At 70.2% G+C, this 18,657-nt stretch carries 16 protein-coding genes; 3 read left to right on the top strand and 13 right to left on the bottom strand.

Going from position 1 to position 18,657, the window contains the following annotated elements:
• The first annotated feature begins 17 nt into the window (after positions 1–17).
• Positions 18–1,073 carry a GlxA family transcriptional regulator gene (locus QMG73_RS03590; RefSeq protein ID WP_281892417.1) on the top strand — a complete coding sequence of 352 codons (1,056 nt, stop codon included), beginning with the start codon at positions 18–20 and terminating at the stop codon, positions 1,071–1,073.
• Here QMG73_RS03590 and QMG73_RS03585 read toward each other — a convergent pair.
• From QMG73_RS03585 to QMG73_RS03540, 10 genes are all read right to left on the bottom strand, one after another.
• Positions 1,006–2,568, bottom strand: a complete 1,563-nt coding sequence (locus tag QMG73_RS03585) for a DUF5722 domain-containing protein (protein ID WP_281892416.1) — start codon at positions 2,566–2,568, stop codon at positions 1,006–1,008. The genes QMG73_RS03590 and QMG73_RS03585 overlap by 68 nt on opposite strands.
• Entirely contained in the window at positions 2,565–5,738 is a 3,174-nt protein-coding gene (locus QMG73_RS03580; RefSeq protein ID WP_281892414.1) for a hypothetical protein, read from the bottom strand. The genes QMG73_RS03585 and QMG73_RS03580 overlap by 4 nt, the downstream gene beginning before the upstream one ends.
• 105 nt (positions 5,739–5,843) lie before the next feature.
• Positions 5,844–7,061: an ABC transporter permease gene (locus QMG73_RS03575; RefSeq protein ID WP_281892412.1), complete on the bottom strand. Its 1,218-nt coding sequence runs from the start codon at positions 7,059–7,061 to the stop codon at positions 5,844–5,846.
• Positions 7,058–7,726, bottom strand: a complete 669-nt coding sequence (locus QMG73_RS03570) for an ABC transporter ATP-binding protein (protein ID WP_309299425.1) — start codon at positions 7,724–7,726, stop codon at positions 7,058–7,060. The genes QMG73_RS03575 and QMG73_RS03570 overlap by 4 nt, the downstream gene beginning before the upstream one ends.
• Positions 7,723–8,901, bottom strand: a complete 1,179-nt coding sequence (locus QMG73_RS03565; protein WP_281892410.1) for a peptidoglycan-binding protein — start codon at positions 8,899–8,901, stop codon at positions 7,723–7,725. The genes QMG73_RS03570 and QMG73_RS03565 overlap by 4 nt, the downstream gene beginning before the upstream one ends.
• Positions 8,898–9,848: a hypothetical protein gene (locus tag QMG73_RS03560; RefSeq protein WP_281892408.1), complete on the bottom strand. Its 951-nt coding sequence runs from the start codon at positions 9,846–9,848 to the stop codon at positions 8,898–8,900. Before QMG73_RS03560 ends, QMG73_RS03565 begins: the two co-directional genes overlap by 4 nt.
• Positions 9,849–9,870: 22 nt before the next feature.
• Positions 9,871–10,293, bottom strand: a complete 423-nt coding sequence (locus tag QMG73_RS03555) for a hypothetical protein (RefSeq protein ID WP_281892407.1) — start codon at positions 10,291–10,293, stop codon at positions 9,871–9,873.
• A 224-nt stretch (positions 10,294–10,517) separates the two neighbouring features.
• Positions 10,518–11,933, bottom strand: a complete 1,416-nt coding sequence (locus tag QMG73_RS03550; RefSeq protein WP_281892405.1) for a non-reducing end alpha-L-arabinofuranosidase family hydrolase — start codon at positions 11,931–11,933, stop codon at positions 10,518–10,520.
• Between the two features lie 91 nt (positions 11,934–12,024).
• Positions 12,025–13,071 carry a LacI family DNA-binding transcriptional regulator gene (locus QMG73_RS03545; RefSeq protein ID WP_281892404.1) on the bottom strand — a complete coding sequence of 349 codons (1,047 nt, stop codon included), beginning with the start codon at positions 13,069–13,071 and terminating at the stop codon, positions 12,025–12,027.
• A gap of 72 nt (positions 13,072–13,143) precedes the next feature.
• A complete protein-coding gene (locus QMG73_RS03540; RefSeq protein ID WP_281892403.1) occupies positions 13,144–13,839 on the bottom strand; it encodes an SDR family NAD(P)-dependent oxidoreductase in 696 nt (231 codons plus the stop codon).
• 102 nt (positions 13,840–13,941) lie between these two features.
• On the opposite strand from QMG73_RS03540, the gene QMG73_RS03535 reads away from it, so the two are divergent.
• Positions 13,942–14,814 (top strand): helix-turn-helix transcriptional regulator, encoded by an 873-nt coding sequence (locus tag QMG73_RS03535; protein WP_281892402.1) that lies wholly within the window; start codon positions 13,942–13,944, stop codon positions 14,812–14,814.
• Between the two features lie 98 nt (positions 14,815–14,912).
• Here QMG73_RS03535 and QMG73_RS03530 read toward each other — a convergent pair whose 3' ends face one another.
• From QMG73_RS03530 to QMG73_RS03520, 3 genes are all read right to left on the bottom strand, one after another.
• Positions 14,913–15,461, bottom strand: coding sequence for a GNAT family N-acetyltransferase (locus tag QMG73_RS03530; protein ID WP_281892401.1), 549 nt, complete (start codon positions 15,459–15,461; stop codon positions 14,913–14,915).
• The gene (gene rsgA / locus QMG73_RS03525) at positions 15,458–16,525 is read right to left on the bottom strand and encodes a ribosome small subunit-dependent GTPase A (protein WP_281892399.1); all 1,068 of its coding nucleotides are present in this window, start codon (positions 16,523–16,525) and stop codon (positions 15,458–15,460) included. Before rsgA ends, QMG73_RS03530 begins: the two co-directional genes overlap by 4 nt.
• A gap of 247 nt (positions 16,526–16,772) precedes the next feature.
• Positions 16,773–17,465: a TetR/AcrR family transcriptional regulator gene (locus tag QMG73_RS03520; protein WP_281892397.1), complete on the bottom strand. Its 693-nt coding sequence runs from the start codon at positions 17,463–17,465 to the stop codon at positions 16,773–16,775.
• A gap of 67 nt (positions 17,466–17,532) precedes the next feature.
• Between QMG73_RS03520 and QMG73_RS03515 the strand changes: the two genes are divergently transcribed.
• Entirely contained in the window at positions 17,533–18,645 is a 1,113-nt protein-coding gene (locus tag QMG73_RS03515) for an FAD-dependent oxidoreductase (RefSeq protein WP_281892396.1), read from the top strand.
• Positions 18,646–18,657 lie beyond the last annotated feature (12 nt).

Here is an 18,657-nt window from a genome sequence, read left to right as displayed (position 1 = left end):
TGGGTAATCTCGCCACCATGGTGGCCCCACTCCGTGTCGGTGTGCTCGCCTACCCGGGATGCTTCGCGTCAGAGGTCTTCGGAGTTCCCGACCTGCTCACCGTGGCCTCGCACATCGCCGCGACCACGGATCCGCTGTATGAGGTGTCGATCCTGTCGCCGCGGCGGCGCGTGGTCGCCTCCGGTGGCGCGGCGATCACGGTCGTGCCGGTGCGGCAGGTCGATATCCTCGTCGTGCCCGGGTTCGAGCTGCACCCCGGACTCGACCTGGACGCGACACTCACGTCGCTCCGGCCGGAGATCGAAACCATCAGATCAAGCTCGCAGTCGGGAGTCGCGCTGGTTTCGATCTGTGTCGGCGCGTTCCTACTGGCGGATGCCGGCCTGCTCAGCGGGCGAGAGTCGACGACCTCGTGGCTGTTCGCCGACCGGCTGGCTGACCGTTGCCCCGGCACCGACGTCCGGCCGGAGAAACTCGTGGTCACCGACAGCGGCGTGACCACGACAGGCGCGTTCAGCGCGATGTACGACTTCGCCCTCGACCTCATCCGCGAGCACAACGGCAGCCGCGTCGCCCGCGCCACCGCCCGTGTCGCGCTCGTCGACGATGCGCGGTCCAGCCAGGCTCCGTACGTCGACCCGGACCTGTTGCCGGCCACCGGCAGCCAGTTCTCGCAAGGCGTCAAACGCTGGCTGGACCAGAACATGCGCGAGCGCTACGACCTCGAACTGCTCGCCGCGACGTTCCACGTCGGCACCCGGACCCTCCTGCGGCGCTTTCGCGCCGAGACCGGCCAGACCCCGCTCGGATACCTGCAGGCGGAACGGGTGCGCAGGGCGAAACACCTGCTCGAGACCACCGAGCGGACGGTCGCCAGCATCGCCGCCGATGTCGGCTACCGCGACCCCGGAACGTTCAGCGCCATCTTCACCCGCCTGGCCGGCCACCGGCCACGCGACTACCGCGCGACGTTCACCCACACGCCTCCGGGTGAGCCGCGTCCGGTCAAGCGGGCGCCCAGCCGAGCGTTCCCTCGTAACGCTGACCCTCGCAGCGGGGGTCGGTGGAGATGAAGTGGTCGCCGTTGCCGGGCACCAGGCAGCGGTGCAGCGGCCGGCTGTTCGGAACCGGCTGGGTGTGTACGTGACCCACCGGACCGAGGGGGAACTGCCCTTCGCAGCGCGGGTCCCGGGTCAGCAGGTTGTGACCGCCCACCTTGCACTCGTACAGCGGCACGGTGCCGGCGACCTGCCGGCGCCACAAGCGCCAGGAGCCTTCGGCGGTGAACCCCGCGGGCAGCAGGCGCGAGGACGCCCAGTGCCCGCGGGATGGGTGGTAGCCGCGGACGAGACGGGTGTACGGAAGGTTCTCGAAGCCGCAGGACAGCTGGGCCGGGCTCAGGTCGGCGCGGTTGGCCAGTGCCCACGTCGCCCAGGCGGGCTTGGCGGTGCCGTCCGGGTTCCGAAGACCCAGGGCCAGCCCGCCAGCCACCTCGTCGGGGTGGTCGGTCATGCGGTGGTAGACGTAGTTGCTGATCCCCGGGGTGCCCAGCACGTTGCGGAACGAGTCGCAGACGGCCTGGGACTGGCGCGTCGGATTCGACGGACGCGCCGAGTTGAGGCCGCTCTCGGTCAGCTGCACATCCCAGGCGTGCGGCTTGTCCGGGTGGTTGGCGTGCAGCCAGCCGGACAGGATCCCGAGGTTGCCGTAGGTGACGTAGGGATAGTCGTCCGGGCCCGAGGTCGGGTCGCGGAGGTCCTTCGGGTACGGGTGGAACGCGACCCGCCACGCCCGGTCGCCCGCCTTGGCTGCCAGCGATGCCAGCACCGTCTCGCCGGCGAGCGTCGCGTCGGAGGCGTTGGGCCGCTGCAGTGCCGCGCCGAACTGGTGGTCCAGTGAGATCAGTACCTTGGCGGTGGGTTGCTCGGCGGTCACCCGATCGTAGGCGGCGTTGTAGTTGTCGGAGATCTCCTCCAGCCAGGCGGACACGTCGCAGGGCGTGCCCTGGCCGCAGCCGATGTCGAACCAGATGTTGCTGTTGACCTCGTTGAAGACGACCACGTCGGCGATCCGGCCGTGCCCGTGCCGCCCGTCGTACCGGCGGGCGAGCATCCCGACGAACCTGCCGTAGTCGCCGGCGTCGTTCGGTGTGCAGAAGATGTCGAACCCGGGCGCCGCGGAGCACTCCTTGCCGGCCCGGGCCCAGGCGGGTACGCCGTACGCGACGGCGGTGACCACCAGGCCGCGCGACGTCCAGTCGGCGATGTCGGCGTCGACCTGCGTCGGGACCTGGAAGCAGAAACCGTCGTAGGTTTCCTCGTCCGCGGCGCAGGGTGCCTGCTTCCGGGTCGGCTGCCAGTGGGCCCAGACCAGGTTCATCGCCACGCCGCCGGTGTTGTTGCCGGCGATCTCCGCGTGGTCGGGCCAGAAGTCCGGCTGGAGCGCCTTGATGCGGTAGTCGTCGCGTTCGGGGTACGGCAGCGCGTCGTCGGCCCGGGTCACCGTCGCCGGTGCGAGCGCGGTCAACATCGCGAGCAGGGTCGCGGTCAGGATGCGGGTACGGGTCACGGCAGCGTCCTCACGTAGCCGAGCAGGAACTCCTTCGTGTGCCCTTCGCAGGTGTCGCTGATCGAGTCGAAGTGGTCGCGGGTGGTGTCGTTGACGATGCATCGGTAGAACGGCACGGAGGGCACCCCCGACGGTCGTTGCTCCGAGATCCAGCCCAGTAGTTGCACCTTCTGGTACCCCTCGCAGGCAGCGTCGGTCGAGGTGAACGCGTCGCTGCCGGCCTGGCAGGAGTAGAGGGCCCGGGTGCCGGTCCTGGGGGTGGCGTCCAGGTAACCCCACGTCCACTCGTGGCGGTAGCCAGCCGGCACGGTGCCGGTGGCGGTGCGGTGGTCCGAGCCGCGCATGGCGCGGTTGAGGGTCCGGACGGCCACCACGTAGCCGATGAGCTGCTCCGTCTCGTACTCGCCGCAGGTGGAGTCGAGGGTGTCGAAGTGCTCGGTGCCGGCCCTGGCCAGGCACCGGTACATCGCGGCCGAAGGCAGCCCCTGAGGCGGCGCGGTGTAGATGTAGCCGAGCTGCGCCAGCTTCCGTTGGCCCTCACAGGTCGCCGAGGTGGAGGTGAACCCCTCGCCGGTGATTTCGCAGGCGTACAGCGGGACCGTGCCGGGCTGTTCCACCTGCGGCAGCATGCCAAGCGTCTCCTGTGCCTGGTACCCGGCGGGGACACCGACCAAGGCGGTCCGCAGCTCCCCTCCCTTGATGTAGCGGGTCAGCTGCCCGTAGGCGATCACGTAGCCGAGTCGGAACTCGGTCCGCTGGCCCTCGCAGGTCTCGCTGAGCGAGTCGAAATGCAGGTTGGTCGCCGTGACCTGGCACCGGTATACGGGGCGGGACGGCTTGTCGGCCGGTGGCGACGTATAGATCCATCCCAGCCGGTCCAGCACGGTCTGCCCTTCGCAGTCGTCCCTGGTCGACGTGAAGTAGTCGGTGCCCACACTGCATGCGGACAGGCGCACCGTTCCCGACTCGGCGCTCTGGGCCAGCAGCCCGAAGACGTACTCGATGCGCTGCCCGGCCGGCACGACGCCGGTGGTTGTGTAGTGCACCTTGCCGTCGTAGTACCGGGCCAGCGCACCGTACGCGGGACCGCGGTTGGACACGCCGTGCGCGATCGGGTCGATCATGCTTTGCGGCAGGACGGCTACGGCGTCGCACCCGTCCTCGTTCGGGCACTGCCCGACGAGGTCGGTCTCACCGTCCCGCACGCGGTACAGCGTGCCGGTCTCCGCGGCCTTCATCGTGATGCCGTCGGGCACCTTGGTCGGCAGCGCGTCCCAAATCCGGGCGGGGACGAGCCACGAGGGCAGCGGGGCGTAACTGCTGGCCTGGAGCTGCGCCAGGTTGGTGAACGGAAGCTTGGCGCCACCGACCATCGCCGCCTCGTCCGCCGCGCCCGCCTTCTTGATACGCGTGCCATGGCCGATGCCCTCGTAGATCGCGTTGTACGCGCGGACCGGGATCGCGCGCACCTTCTGCCGCCAGTCGGAGCCGTTTCCGGCGGCGATCACCTCCTGCTCGTTGGCGAAGTTCATGCGGCCCCCGCCGAGCATCTGCGCGACCGGCGTCGGCGCGCCGCCCGCGCCCTGGATCAGGGTGCCGTCCGACGGCGGACGGTCGGTGATCAGGTTGAACGCACGGGTCGGGATCGTCCGGACGTGGCGCCGCCACTCCGTCCCGTACCCGGTGGCGATGACCTCCTCGGGCGAGGCGTAGTTGATGCGGCTGCCGCCCACCAGCTGCGCGACCGGGGTTGGTACGCCGTTGGCGATGCCCTGGATCAGCGTGCCATCCGGTGGCACGTCAGCCCGCATCGCGTCGAAGGCACGCTTCGGAATGGCCCTGACCTTGCTCGCCCAGTCGTTGCCGTACCCGGTCTCGACCACCTCTTGCGGGCTCGCGAAGTTGATCCGGGCGCCACCGGCGAACATCGCCACGGGCGTGGACGTGCCGCCCGCCCCTTGCAGCAGGGTGCCGTCGCGCGGGACCTCGCCGAGGGTGTTGAAGCTTCCGGTGGACAGGATCACGACCTGGTTGCGCCAGCTCGCGCCGAACCCGGTATCGAGCACTTCCTGCTCGCTGCCGAAGTTGACCCTCGCCCCGCCGACGGTCTGCGCCACGGGTGTCGCGCTGCCGCCCGTCCAGCCCTGGATCAGCTGGCGGTCGACGGGCTCGGCGTTCATGTGGTCATGGGCGTCGATCGACCAGTCCGAGATCCGCACCGGCGTTCCGCAGTTGACCGGCGCCGCGCAGTGCGACTGCCACAGCGGTGCGCCGCCGACGAAGATGTAGACCCGGCCGCGCTGGTCGAGGGCGGACGAACCGTTGCGCGGAACGTCCGGCCCGGCGTCGATCACCGCCTGCGTCGTCGGGCGGGAGGCGGGCTGGCAGATGCCGCCGTCACACGTCGCCTGCCAGACCGGCGCGCCACCCACCATCTTGTAGACGCGGCGCGTGTCGGTCGTGTGCAGCACCGTGCCGTCGGCCAACCCGTACACCGAGGTGACCGGCTGCGGCCCCGGGGAGGGCGGATCGACCGCACCGGGGTTCGGCGGAGCCGGCCGGCCCTGCGCGCCCGGCCAACCCTCCAGGTTCCACCCGTGTCCAAGCACGACCCTGACGGTCTTCTCGCTCTGCCAGCCAGGCAGGAACTCCAGCGACTCGTTGCAGCCAGCCGGCAGCCAGTTCTGGCGGTACTTCAGGTAGCCGACCCAGAATCCGTACTGGAGGTTGTAGGTCTTATTGCGCGGCACCGTGATCGTCTTGGACACCGAGACCGTGACCGAGGCCCGGACACTGGCCTGAACGCCGAACTCGGCGCTCGCCGTGGCGATGATCGCGTCCGCCTCGATGCCGAAGGCCGCCGACAGCGACACCTCGGCTTCGATCGTGCCCGAAAACTCGAACGTCTCCGTGGTCTCGGGCTGATCGGGTTTCCCGACGAGGGTGAACTTCGGGCCCCGCGGCGAGTGGCTCGTCCAGGTGTTGGCCAGGTAAGGCTTCCCGTACGGGATGCACATCGGTGCGAACGGAGAGGCGGCCGCCGCGGGACGTGCGGGAGCCACCAGGGCCGAGGCGACGGCGACCACCGCGGCGGCGATCACCGCCAACACCGCCCTGAGCAGCACGAGGCCGGCTCGTGGTCGTCGTCTCGGCTTCCAGCCACTGTCCATGAGGCCGCACCTTCCCGTCCGCCGTCCGTAGCGTCCGGGCGATCTTCGCAGCCGGGTGCTTCAATACGTCTTCACGCCGCTTTCACCGGGGCGGGCTCCGCCCGTTCAGCGCTGTAGCGCCCGCACCGGCGGGATACGGACCGCCCGCGCGGCCGGCACCAGCCCGGCGAGCAGGCCGGCGGCCGTGCTGACCGCGCAGGCGACCAGCGCCGCCCGCAGGTCGACGCTCGGGGTCCAGGCGTTGGCCAGCGCGACCACCGAAACCGTGAGGATGCCGAGCAGCGCTCCCACCGCCCCGCCCGCGGCGCCGAGCAGCGACGTCTCGGCGACGAGCTGGACGAATACGTGCCGTGGACGCGCGCCGAGCGCACGCCGTAGGCCGATCTCCGGCGCCCGTACGGCGATCGCCGCCGTCGCCGCGTTGCCGATCGAGATGGTCCCGATCACCAGTGCGATCAAGCTGAGGACGACTGTTGACCGCGTCAGGTCGCCCTCGATCTCGCGGCGCAGCGAGCGCGGGTCGGGCGGTGCGATGGCGCGCAGATCCTCGGCCGCCTCCGGACGGATCGCCAGCGGCGCCTGCCGGCTGACGATCTGGGCGGCGCCGGGCGCGGTCTCGACGAGGACGTCACGCGTGGCGATGCCGCCGCCGTCCGCACCGACCAGTTCCTCACCGAGGGCGTACGGCACGATCAGCGCGGCCATCGCCTCGTCGCGCCGGGCGACGTCGTGGTAGATGCCGATGACCGTGTACGCGTCGTCGCCGACGAAGACCGCCACGCCGACGCGGTTGATGGCCAACCGCGCCGCGACCGATGTGGACAGCAGTGCGACCGGCACGCGCCGCTCGTCGTGGAAGCGGTCGAACAGCCGGCCGGCGGTGAGGGCGGGGTCCATGACGCGCAGCGCCTCGGCGTCGGCTCCGATGACGGGTACGGCGGTGCCGGCGCCGGTCTCACCGATCGTGCGGCGGACCGGCCGCTCCCCCACCGCGACCCGGCTGCCGGCGCGTACGACGCCGTTGAGGCGTGCGAGCCGCTGCCCGGCGCCGTCGGTCCAGGACCTGTCGAGGCCGGCATCCTCGGGCTGGACGACGACCTCGGTGGCACGCCGCGCGTCGAACACTGAGGAGACCTGCCCGCTCATCGTCGCGCCCAGCCCGAGCGTGGAGACGTACGCCGCGGCGCCGAGCACCGTGCCGACGACCGTAACCAGCGAGCGCCCGGGATGCCGCAGCGTCGACAGGGCCGACTCTCGCAGGAGGTCGCCGCCGCGCAGCCGTGGCCTGGCAAGGCCCAGCCTGCTCCAGTCGCGCCGCTTCACCGCTCGGACACCTCCCCGTCCTCGACCCGCAGCCGCCGGCCGGCGTGGGCGGCGACATCCGGATCGTGTGTGACCACGACGAGGGTGAGCCCCTGGTCGTTCAGCTCGCGCAGCAGGGACATGACGTTCGCGGTGTTGCCGCTGTCGAGGTTGCCGGTCGGCTCGTCGCAGAACAGCACGCTCGGCCGGCCGGCGATGGCGCGGGCGATGGCCACGCGCTGCCGTTCACCGCCGGAGAGCTGGCGTGGGTCGGCGTGCGTCCGGTGGGCGAGCCCGATCCGTTCCAGCGCCTCGACCGCGAGCCGCCTGCGCTGGCGGCGGCGCGGTGACCCGTACAGCATGCCGATCTCCACGTTTTCCAGCGCGGTACGGCCGGACAGCAGGTGGAACGCCTGGAACACGAAGCCGAACAGCTGGCCGCGGACCGCGCCGTGGAGCAGCTGGCCGCCGCCGACTGTCTCGACGGAGCCGACCCGGTACGAGCCCGTCGTCGGCTCGTCCAGCAGTCCGAGCACGTTGAGGAACGTCGACTTCCCGGACCCGGACGGGCCGGTGACCGACACGTACTCACCGGCCGCGATGTCCAAAGTGGTCGGACGGAGCGCGTACACGGGCTGGCCGTCGTCGTAGGTCCGCGAGATCCCGCGGAGCGAGAGCAGGCTCATCGCCGCGCGGGAGTTCCCTCGCCGACGGCGACGGCGGCGCCCTCGGCGAGGCGGTCGTCGGCTCCGGCGACCTCCACCCAGCCACCAGCGATCCGGCCGGCGCGCACCGGTACGTCCACTGTGCCCTGTCCACTCACGACTGTCACGAACGTCGTGCCGTCGGCCCGGGAGAAGACCGCGGTGACCGGCACGGCCAGTACCGGCTCGGCACCGCCGGCGACGTCGACGTCCACCCGCACCGAACGCTGGGCTGTGCCACTCAGTGCCTTGCCGGTGAACCGGAACCGCACCTCGTACCCCGTCCGGCCATCGGATTCGACGGGCTGGTCGCCGATCGCGCTGACCGCGACGCCGGTCGTAGTGCCGGCGCCGTCGTCCGACGCGGTCGCCGCCTGCCCCACCGCCAGCAGCGCGGCCTGCTCGGCGGAGACGACCGCTACCAGCGAGGGCGCGCCCCGGTCCAGCTCGAACAGCGCCTTCCTCGGGTCCGCGAGGACGTCCCCCACGCGGACGCCGACCGCGCTGACCCGCTGCCCGGTACGGCCGAGCACGACGACGTGCGCCTGCGGCAGCGAGACCGCCGCGCCCGCCACACCCGGGCTGGGCGGGGCGGACGCGGTCGGTGCGGTGTAACCCCGGTCGGTGTACAGCTCGGCGACGGCGTCCCGCGTCCGGGTGTCGAACGAGCCGGTCGTCGCCACGTCGTACCCGAGGCGCTTCAGGGCGCGCTGGACCTGCTCGACGTCCGGTCCGGTCAGGCCGGCGGTGAGGTCCCGGTAGAGGGGGAACGGCGAGACCAGGACGAACAACGGCTCGCCCGAGCGTTCGAGGACCACCTGGCCTTCGCGCACCCGCTCGCCCAGCTGGGCGAGGACCTTCGTGACGACGCTGTTCGGCCCGACGGCCGGCGCGGGCGGATACAGCCGTACGCTCGCGCCCGGCTGGACGCGGCCGCGCAGGACCACGGGCTCGGCCAGTACCCGGCGTTCGACGGTCGCGGTGACGACCGAGGGCGCCGGCGGTTCGGCGTCGGCCGCGAGTTGGGCCGGCGAGCGCAGATGCCGGCCGACCGCGGTGGCGGTGACGGCGACGAGCAGTACCGCCGCGAGCGCGCAGCCGCTGAACACCAGCCATCCCCGGCGCGCCCGCCGCAGCCGGTCCTCGCCCTGGGTCACGACGTGCCGATCAGCTCGGTGGCCTGCTTGGCGATGCGCCTGATCCGGGGGTTGAGCTCGACGAAGGAGGTCTCGTGCTTCGCCACGAGCTCCTTCTGTACCGATATCGCGGCGGTGAGCTGCTGGTCGGCGAGCGTGGTCTGCTCGCGGCACCGCAGCCACGCGACGGCGAGCTCGCTCTCCTGCGCGGTGGGCCGGTACGGCCGGGCCGGGATCGCGGGACCCACCTCGATCGTCCCCGGCTTTCGCGCGGGTCGCCAACCGGTGTCGGGCGCCGGGTCGACCGTGCCGAAGGGTACGCCCAGGAGCGCCGGTCGCGGGGTCTTGAGGAACTGCCGCTCGTCGTCCGCGTCGTAGCCGGCCGCGCGGACGCAGGCCAGCATCTTCGCCGGCAGGCTCTTGTCCAGCCGCTCGCTGATCGTCGTCATCAGCGTGCCCGAGATCTTGTTACCGAGGTCGAAGTACGCGTAGTACGCGTCCTGGACGTCGTCGCCCAACCGGTCCCACGCCTTGCCGCCGCACGAGTCAATGGCGCGGTCGTAGTTCGGGTCGGAGCTGACGACGGGGGACGGTTCGGCCTGCTCGTCGCGGCCGAACCCGATCCTTCGTGCCTCCTGCTCGGTGGTGGGCCCGAACGTGCGGGGTGTGATGACGAACATCGAGAAGGCCGGGACCGGCTGGTCCATCATGGTCTCGAGATTCTGCGGATAGCCGGCCCCGGCCAGGCACTCGTTGCGCAGCTTGAGCTGGGCGTAGTCGATCAGCCCGAGGCTCTCGCCGAGGAAGACCGCCAGCGGGTTGCGCTCGTCGACGGCACCGAGTCCGGCCGGCGGATCGCCGCCGCACGCCGTGGCCGTCAGCGCTGCCACCAGGGCCGCCGTCGCCGCTGCCGCCAGCCGTGCCCACCGGCGCTCCGACGTGGACGGTGACCAACGCTCGCTCGCCATCCCACCCCTCCTCCTTCCGGCTCTACCAGCGGTTACAGCGCTTGTGCGCGTCGTTCATCGAGTAGCCGGCGTCACCGCGGTAGTCCCGCGGCAGGTCCGCGTAGAACCACTCGTAGCCGTACGTGTCGTAGTCGAGGATCTGCACCCGGCACTCGGAATCCCGGTTCCAGAAGCCGATCGCCTTGTTTCCGAGCGTTCCCGACCAGGCGTGGTCGTTGTTGTAGACGCGGATCAGCGAGTGGGCCCCGTACGAGTAGTAGAACGAGTGCGAAAAGTTCCAGTTGACGCTGAACCTCGTGTGGCTCTCCAACGCCCGGAAGCAGATCTCGTACCGGTCGCACGTGCTGTTGCCGTTGCCGTTGTCCTCGGCCTGGGCCGCGGCGGGTGTGAGCAGCACGGCGAGGCCGATCACGGCTCCCGCCACGGCTGCTTTGACTTTTCGCATCCATTTCTCCCCTCGGTCGGATGTCGGGCCGATTATTCGGACGATCCCGCGGCCGGCACATGGCAAAGCGCGGCTTCGGCCACGCTTTTCGGTATCCCGCGCGGCCGGCTGCCGAAAGCAGCAACGGCCCGGCCGCCATGGCGACCGGGCCCGGATATGAGTCGGGCGGGCTCGGTACGAAACCGAGCCCGCCCTTTGACGTGAACTGGACCTGCGTTACGCCCTTAGCGTTGCAGCGTGAGCAGTCCGGGCCGCCATGGCAGGCGGTTGTAGTCGCCGCCGGAGTTGGGATCCCGTCCCTGGTAGAGGAGCTGCAGGTTGCAGGGATCGATGGTCATCGTCTGGTCGGGGTTGGTGCGAACCAGGTCGCCGTGGCTGATGTCGTTGGTCCAGGTGGCGCCGCTGTTGGCCTTGCCAGCGAACGGGTTGCTCACGGATGCGGCCTGCGGTGTCCAGGTGCCGCCCAGGCTGCTGGACGTGAACGAGCGGAAGTAGCGCCCAGTCGAACTCTGCGCTTCCACGATCATGAGGTACTGGTTCTGCCCCTGCACCTTGTAGACCTGAACCGCCTCGAACAGGTTGGCGGACGTGTCCGACATGATGGTCGTGTAGTTGGCGCCGAAACTGCCGGGGAAGTTTCCGATGGGCATGCTGGACCGGTAGATCTTGCCGTTGTCCCCAGCGAAGAACATGTACATGTTCGTGCCGTCAGCGATGAGCGTCTGGTCGATGGGACCGTAGGGCGCGTCGGGAAGGCTTCCGGTAAACAGCGGCTGCGCCGCTGACCATCCATTGGCGTTGGTGGGGTCGCTCGACGTCCGGTACAGGAACGGGGATGCGCCCCACTGGTAGGCGAGCACCCAGATGTTCTTCGGGGCGAAGTAGAACAGCGTCGGGGCGACGGTCGATGAGGACATCCCGTTTTGGCTGGCCGAGGCCATGTCGGACCAGTTGGTGAAGAGGCCGAAGTTCATCGAGCCGTACGTCGCCGAGCTCGACACGTTCGACCCGTAGACCAGGTGCCGGCCATTGTGGACGACGTTGGTGAAGTCCTTGAGCGAGAGCCAGCCCGACTTCGGGGTCGCCAGCGGGCCCGTCGAGGTCCAGCGGTACGTCGACGGAAGCGTGCAGCCACCGGTCGGCGGGGGCGTGGTCGGCGGGGGTGTGGTCGGTCCGGTGGTGGGCGGGGTGGTCGCTGGCGTGGTCGGCCCGGTCGTCGGGGTGCTGCCGTTACACGCCACGCCGTTCACGGCGAAACTCGTCGGCGCCGGGTTGCTGCCGGTCCACGCGCCGTTGAAGCCGAACGACACCGAGCCGTTCGTCGGAACCGAGCCGTTGTAGCTCACGTTTCTCGCGGTCACCGCCGAATCGCTCTGCGTCAACGACGTGTTCCACGCCTGCGTCACGGTCTGCCCCGCGCCGAACGACCACGTCAGCGTCCAACTGGTCAACGGATCGCCCAGGTTCCTAATGGACACGTTGGCCCCGAAGCCGCCCTGCCACTGCGACGACACGGCATAGTTCACCGAGCAGCCCGCGGCCGCGGCGCCGGCCGGCAACGCCACGACCACCGCCGCCGACACCAGCGCCAGGACGCCGGCCGACGCCAGGCCAACATTGGTTGTTCTGAATCTAGCCACAGCTATTCTCCTGACCCACTGGGGGCACAAGCCATCGATGAACTAGAATCTCAGAACCGATCTAAAAACACAAGGAAACGTTTCTGCGCGGTCAGGGTCGGGACGGCGGTGCGGTGCTGTCGCGGACGACGAGCGTGGTGGCCAGCTCGGTCCGTGGCTGGCTCAGGGCCTCGCCGGCGGCGAGGGCGACGACCATGCTGGCGGCAGCCGCGCCCATTTCGGTGAACGGCTGCCGCACGGTGGTCATCGGTGGCCAGCACCAGTTGGTGGTGGCGATGTCGTCGAAGCCGACAACGCTCAGCTCCTGGGGAATGCGCAGGCCGAGCTCGGCGGCCGCCGTGTATACGCCGAGCGCCTGCAGATCGTTGCCGCACAGCACGGCGGTCGGCGGGTTGGGCAGGCACAACAGCTCGCGGCCGAAGTCGCGGCCGGCCCCGAAGCTGAAGGCCCCGACCCGCACCAGTCGGGGATCCAGCGGGGCACCGGCGGCGTCCAGCGCCGCGCGGCAGCCCTCCAGCCGGGCTCGCGCGCCGAGGTACTGGGCCGGTCCACTGATCACGGCGATCCGGCGGTGACCGAGCTCGAGCAGATGCCGGGCGGCGGCGACACCTCCGCTCCAGTTGGTCGCGCCGACCGAAGGGGTCGGGTGCACCGGCTGCCCCGTCGGGTCGAGGGCGACCAGCGGGATCGCACTGGCGGCCAGCTGCGCGTGCTGTGACGGGGTGATGTTCGGGTACACAGCGATCACGCCGATCGGGCGCCGCGCCAGGACCCATTCGGTCCAGGGCCTGCCCTGCGAGGTGCCCTCGTCGTCCACCTCGGTGAAGCCGACCGCCAACTGGTGGTTGCGGGCCACCCCGTCGACCCCACGCATGATCTTGATCGCCTGGTTGCTCTCCAGCCCGTGGAACATCACTTCGAGGGTGGCCGCGGGAAGCACCGCGTCGGGCCGCCGGTAGCCGTGCTCGCGCAGGAGCGCCTCGACCCGCTGGCGCGTCTCCACCGCGACACCGGTCCTGCCGTTGAGCACCTTGGACACCGTCGGCTTCGACACGCCGGCCAGGCGCGCGATCGTCGCGATGGTCAGCTCACCGCGCCGACGGCCCCGCCGCTGGCCTTCTACAATCCGTTCCGCCACGGCGGCAGTGTATGAGGTCGCCTCGATCAGATCGATGACGATCACGACACATCGGACAGAACCGGTCGGTCTCTACCAGGCCACCGCTCCGTGACGGTCGCGGAAGGTGCCGGTCGGTCCGTCGGCCCCGATGGTGGCGAGTTCGACGATCGCGTCGGTGCCCTCGGTCACCGTCTGCGGGCCGCTGTGCCCGTTGAAGTCGGTCGCGGTGTAGCCCGGGTCGACGGCGTTCACCTTCACGTCCGTCCAGGCTTTCGCGTACTGCGTGGTCAGCATGGTCACGGCGGCCTTCGACGAGGTGTAGAGCGGCGCGATGGGCCTCGACTCGACGCGCGTGGCGTCGTGGGTCGCCGCGAACGACCCCATGCCGCTGGACACGTTGACGATGACCGGGCTATCGGACTTGCGCAGCAGGGGCAGGAACGCATGCGTCACTCGGACGATACCGACGACGTTGACCTCGAACACCGCGCTCGCGTCAGCGGCCGTGATCTGGTCGGCGGGGTTGTGGGTACCGAAAATGCCGGCGTTGTTGATGAGGACGTCGATGGCCCCCTCGCGGGCGGCGACGTCCGCGACGGCCGCGGCCACCGACGCGTCGTCCGTCACGTCGATCTGGACGAAACGAGCACCGAGTGCGTCGGCGGCCGCCCGGCCGCGTTCCGGGTCACGAGCGCCGACGAGAACGGTGTGGCCGGCATCGATCAGCCGGCGGGCGGTCTCATACCCGAGTGACTTGTTGGCTCCGGTGATGAAGGTTGTCGTCATGCGTTCACCTTCGGCCGCCGGCGGGTGGAGAACCAGTGCCCTGCGCGACGGTAGGACTGCCAGTACCAGGTAGAACGGCTGTCCAGCGCGCACAATGATCGGGTGGACGAGACCCTCGGCACGGCTCTGCGCCGCTGGCGCGACCGGCTCTCTCCCATCGACATCGGCCGGTCTTCGCGGCCCGGCCGGCGCGCGACGGGGTTGCGACGTGAGGAGCTGGCCGAGCTCGCGGGGCTGTCGGTCGACTATGTGGTGCGGCTGGAGCAGGGACGCGCCACGAGCCCTTCGGCGCAGGTCGTCGCGAGCCTGGCCAGGGCACTCCAGCTGGAACCCGTCGAGCGCGACTACGCCTACCGGCTGGCCGGCCTGCTCCCGCCGCAGGAAGGGACGATATCCACGCATGTTCCGGCGGGGGTCCAACGGATACTGGCTCGCCTCGGGGAGTTCCCCGTGGGCGTGTTCAGTACCGACTGGACCTTGCTGTCCTGGACTCCCGCGTGGGCGGCCCTGCTCGGCGACCCCAGCGCCCGGACACCCGTCGAGCGGAACCTGGTGCGGGCGGTCTTCGACGCGGGATCCCGCGGGCTCGCGGCCTGGCCGGTACTCCAGGACGGCGACGCCCTGCGCTCAGCCCTCGTCGCCGATCTACGCACGGCCCTGGTCGAATACCCCCGCGACCGTGGACTGAACGACCTTGTCGCGGAGCTGCGCTCCACCAGCGCCGAGTTCACCCGGCTGTGGGACGAGGGTGCGGTCGGCCGGCACGTCTCAGCCCGCAAGGTCATCGTGCATCCTCAGGTCGGCGAGCTGACCTGCGACTGCGACGTGCTCACCGTCCCGGGCAGCGACATCCGCCTCATCGTCTACACGGTGGCCGCGGGCTCCGTCGACGCGGAAAAGCTGGAATTCCTGCGGGTCACGAACGGCGTCGACGGCGCCTCGCCGCTGGGGCCCGGCGTGTTCTCCACACCGTAAGCCGCTCCCGCGGCCGCACCCTCCGCGCCTCACAACCCGGCTGGTCGAGCAGGTGCGGGGCGGGTAACCCGCCCCGCACCTGGCGGAACTACTAGTGATCAGACGCCGAAGGCCGCCGCGTAGCGGATGGTTCCACTCGGGACAGGGCGATCAGGGTCGAGTACGAGTGCCATCATGTTTTCGTCCGGCACTTCGAACGGCGGCCGGATTCCGTACCCGGAGGCGGGCGTGAATCCGAACCGTGGGTAGTACGGCGCGTGACCGAGGACGACGACGAGGCTCTCCCCCGCCGCCCGTGCCGCGTCGAGAGCGGCGCGAATCGTCGCTGATCCGGCGCCTCCCCGTTGCTGATCGGCCAGCACCGCGCACGGACCGAGGGCGAGAGCCGGTACGTCGTCGATGTGACATCGAGTCAGCAGGGCGAAGCCGACGACGGTGCCGTCGGTGTCCTCGGCGATCCATGAGGACCACGGCAGCCACGCCTGCCGGTCCGCACGCAGCGCGTCGACCAGGTCGGCCTCCAGCGGACCAGGGAACGCGGACAGGTTGATCCGGCGGATCGCGGCGCGGTCGTCCGGTCCGTCTTCCACGCGGGTGTGCCAGATGCGAGTGGACGGATTCGGCGATTCGGAATGACGGGCGGTCACGATTGCTGCTCCCGGAAGCCGTAGGTTGCGCGGAGGTGCTGGGTGATCGCCTTGCGGTGCTTCTCCCGCTCCGCACGCAGGCGTGCGTCGTCCCGCGAGGCCGCCCAGGCAGACTCGCGCTGGAGTTTGCGATAGCTGTCCAGCCGGCGTGGCGACAGGTTGCCCGCCTCGATCGCCACCCGTACCGCGCAGCCAGGTTCGTTCGCATGCTGGCAGTCGGTGAACCGGCATTGACGGGCGAGTTCCTCGATCTCGGCGAAGACCTGCTGGATGCCGTCTTCGGTGTCGTGCAAGCCGACCGCGCGCAGGCCCGGGGTATCGATGAGCACGCCCCCGTTCGGCAGTGGCAGCAGTTCACGGTGAACGGTGGTATGCCGGCCCTTGCCGTCGCTGGCGCGGACCTCCCCGGTAGCCAGCTGTTGGCTGCCGAGCAGGGCGTTGCCGAGCGAGGACTTACCCGCGCCGGACGGACCGAGCAGCACGATCGTCCCGGTCAGCAGCGCGGCGAGGATGTCCAGGCCCTCGCCCGTAGCGACGCTGGTGACCAGGACATCGACGTCGAGGGCCAGCGCGGCGACTTCCTCACGTACGTCGTCGACGCTCCCCTCGGCGAGGTCGGCTTTGGTCAGAACGACGACGGGGATCGCCCCGCTCTCCCAGGCCAGCGCGAGCATGCGCTCGATCCGGCCGGCGGAGATGGGCTTGGCGAGGGACTCCACGACGACGGCGGTGTCGACGTTCGCGGCCAGAACCTGGGCACGGGAGGTGCGCGACGCCGAGGACCGCAGGATGGCGGTCCGGCGCGGCAACACCGCGACCAGCTCCGGTTGCGGGGTGTCGGTGATGGCGACCCAGTCCCCGGTACACGGCAATGGTGACTGTCCGGCGTGTGCCGACCAGGTGGCGCGTACCGAGCCGGTGGCGGTGACCACCGTTGCCTGACCACGGTCGACGAGTGCGACGCGGGCGGGCAACAGGCCGGCGGCCTGGTGCTCGGCGAAAGCATGTTCGTATGCCTCGTCCCAGCCGTATGAACGCAGCGCGTTCAGGGACGAGGTTGGCACAGAATGTGGCGATGACAACGAAGTAGACCCTTCGAAGAGGAAGGGGCCTCGACAGACACAGACGCAACCCGGACGGGATCGAACGTCCCGTCGAACGGAAAATCAGCTGGGGTCAGGCCGAGGCCCGGGACACAAGGTTGATCCGGGCGCTGCGCACAGCAGCAGCCGCCGTGGCGGTCATCAACCTCGCCCCCTTTCTCCCAACCGATGTTGCGATGCCACCCAAACCTACCACGGCTGATTTGCGTCACGCTGGCGGTTGGCTGAGTTTGAGGGCCACGGCGTCGAGGACCCAGTCCAGGCCGATCGTGAAGGATCTCTCGGGGTCCACGTCCGTGCCGTCGTGCACGGCCTTGGTCAACGCCGGGAAGCGGCCCGTGGCCAGCATTCTCGTCATGTGTGGGCCGGAGGCGCGCTGCCAGTCACGTTTGGACAGGCCTGTGGCGCGCTCGGCCCGCAGGTTCGCGATCTCGCGCCTGATCACGCCGATGAGGTAGGCGCTGACAGTTTCCACGGCGCGCATGACGGTGTCGATGTCGGCGAGGCCGTCGAGGGCGGCCAGTTTTGCCTCGGTCACGGCGAGGCCGTTCGGGCCGAGTGTGGGGCGGCCGCCGAGCAGGTCGGCCAGCCATTCGTGGCGCAGAGCGGCCCGCCTGGTGCGGTGGGCGACGACGCGCAGCGCCTCCCGCCAGTCACCGGGCTGCTCTTCGGGGAGAATCTCGCCGTGGACCTCGTCCACCATGAGGTCGAACAGCTCCTGCTTGGTGGAGATGTATCCGTACAGCCGCATCGGGCCGGCGTTCAGCCGGGCGGCGACCTTGCGCAACGACACCGCCTCCAGCCCGCCCTCGTCGGCCAGCGCGATGGCGGCGGTGATGATCAGCTCCCGGTCCAGCGGCACGGGGGGATTGGGCGGCTCCGGCCGGTCCCACACAGTCATAGTCGCTCCGCCATAGTCACTCCGCGCTGTTGCGATACATGGTAAGGCCGAAATACAGTGTATCGCTATGAGACACCGTATCGCTGTCGTGGGAGCCGGCCCGGCGGGCCTTACCTTCGCCCGTGTCCTGCACCGCCACGGCTACCCCGTCACCGTCCTGGAACGCGATCCCGCCCCCGACGCCCGTCCCCCGGGCGGCACGCTGGATCTACATGAAGGGCTGGGCCAGCTGGCACTAGACAAGGCGGGGCTGCTGGCGCGGTTCCAGGTGCTGTCTCGTCCCGAGGGGCAGGCCATGCGCATCCTGGACACGGCCGGGACCGTCCTGCGCGACTGGCAACCCCGGCCAGACGAGCGGGCCAATCCCGAGATCGACCGCGGGCAGCTGCGTGACCTGCTGCTCGGCCCTCTCGACGTCCAGTGGGGGCGGGGTGTGACGCGGGTAGCGCCGGGCACCCGGGACGGCGCGCTGGTCCAGTTCGCGGACGGGCGACAGGAGACGTTCGACCTCGTGGTCGGCGCGGACGGCGCCTGGTCCCGGATCCGCCCGGCGCTCTCGCCGGTGACGCCGTACTACACCGGCGTCACCTCGGTCGAGACCTCGATCGACGACATCGACACCCGCCGCCCGGACCTGGGCCGGTTGATCGGCGATGGTTCGGTGGCCGTGTACGGCGTGAACCGCTCTCTCGTCGCCCAGCGCAACAGCGGCGGTCACGTCAAGGTGTACGCCAAGTTCCGCGCGCCGCTGGACTGGCACGCGGACCTGACCGGCGCCGAGGCCATCCGATCGAGCCTTCTGACCATGTTCGAAGGCTGGGCCGATCCCGTCCTCGACCTCCTGCGCCAAGGCTCCGCTTTCGTCCACCGCCCCTTCTACGTCCTACCCGTGTCGCACACCTGGACCCACGTCCGCGGCGTGACGCTACTGGGCGACGCCGCCCACCTGATGCCACCGCTGGGGGTGGGCGCGAACCTCGCGATGCTGGAAGGCGCCGAGCTCGCCGAGTCCATCGCCGGCGACCCCGCGGATCTGGACGAGACCGTCCGCGTCTTCGAGGAACAGATGTGGGCACGGGCCAGCAAGTGGGCGAAGATCACCGCTGACGGTCTGGAACGCCTCGTGAGCCCGGATCCCGCCGAAGCCATCGCCCTCTTCGACCAGGTCCAGGCGGCCTGACCACCGCTCGCC

This window comes from Phytohabitans aurantiacus, from assembly GCF_027923225.1.
In the GTDB taxonomy this organism is placed as follows: Bacteria; Actinomycetota; Actinomycetes; order Mycobacteriales; family Micromonosporaceae; genus Phytohabitans; species Phytohabitans aurantiacus.
This window is presented reverse-complemented; position numbering and strand designations above follow the sequence as displayed.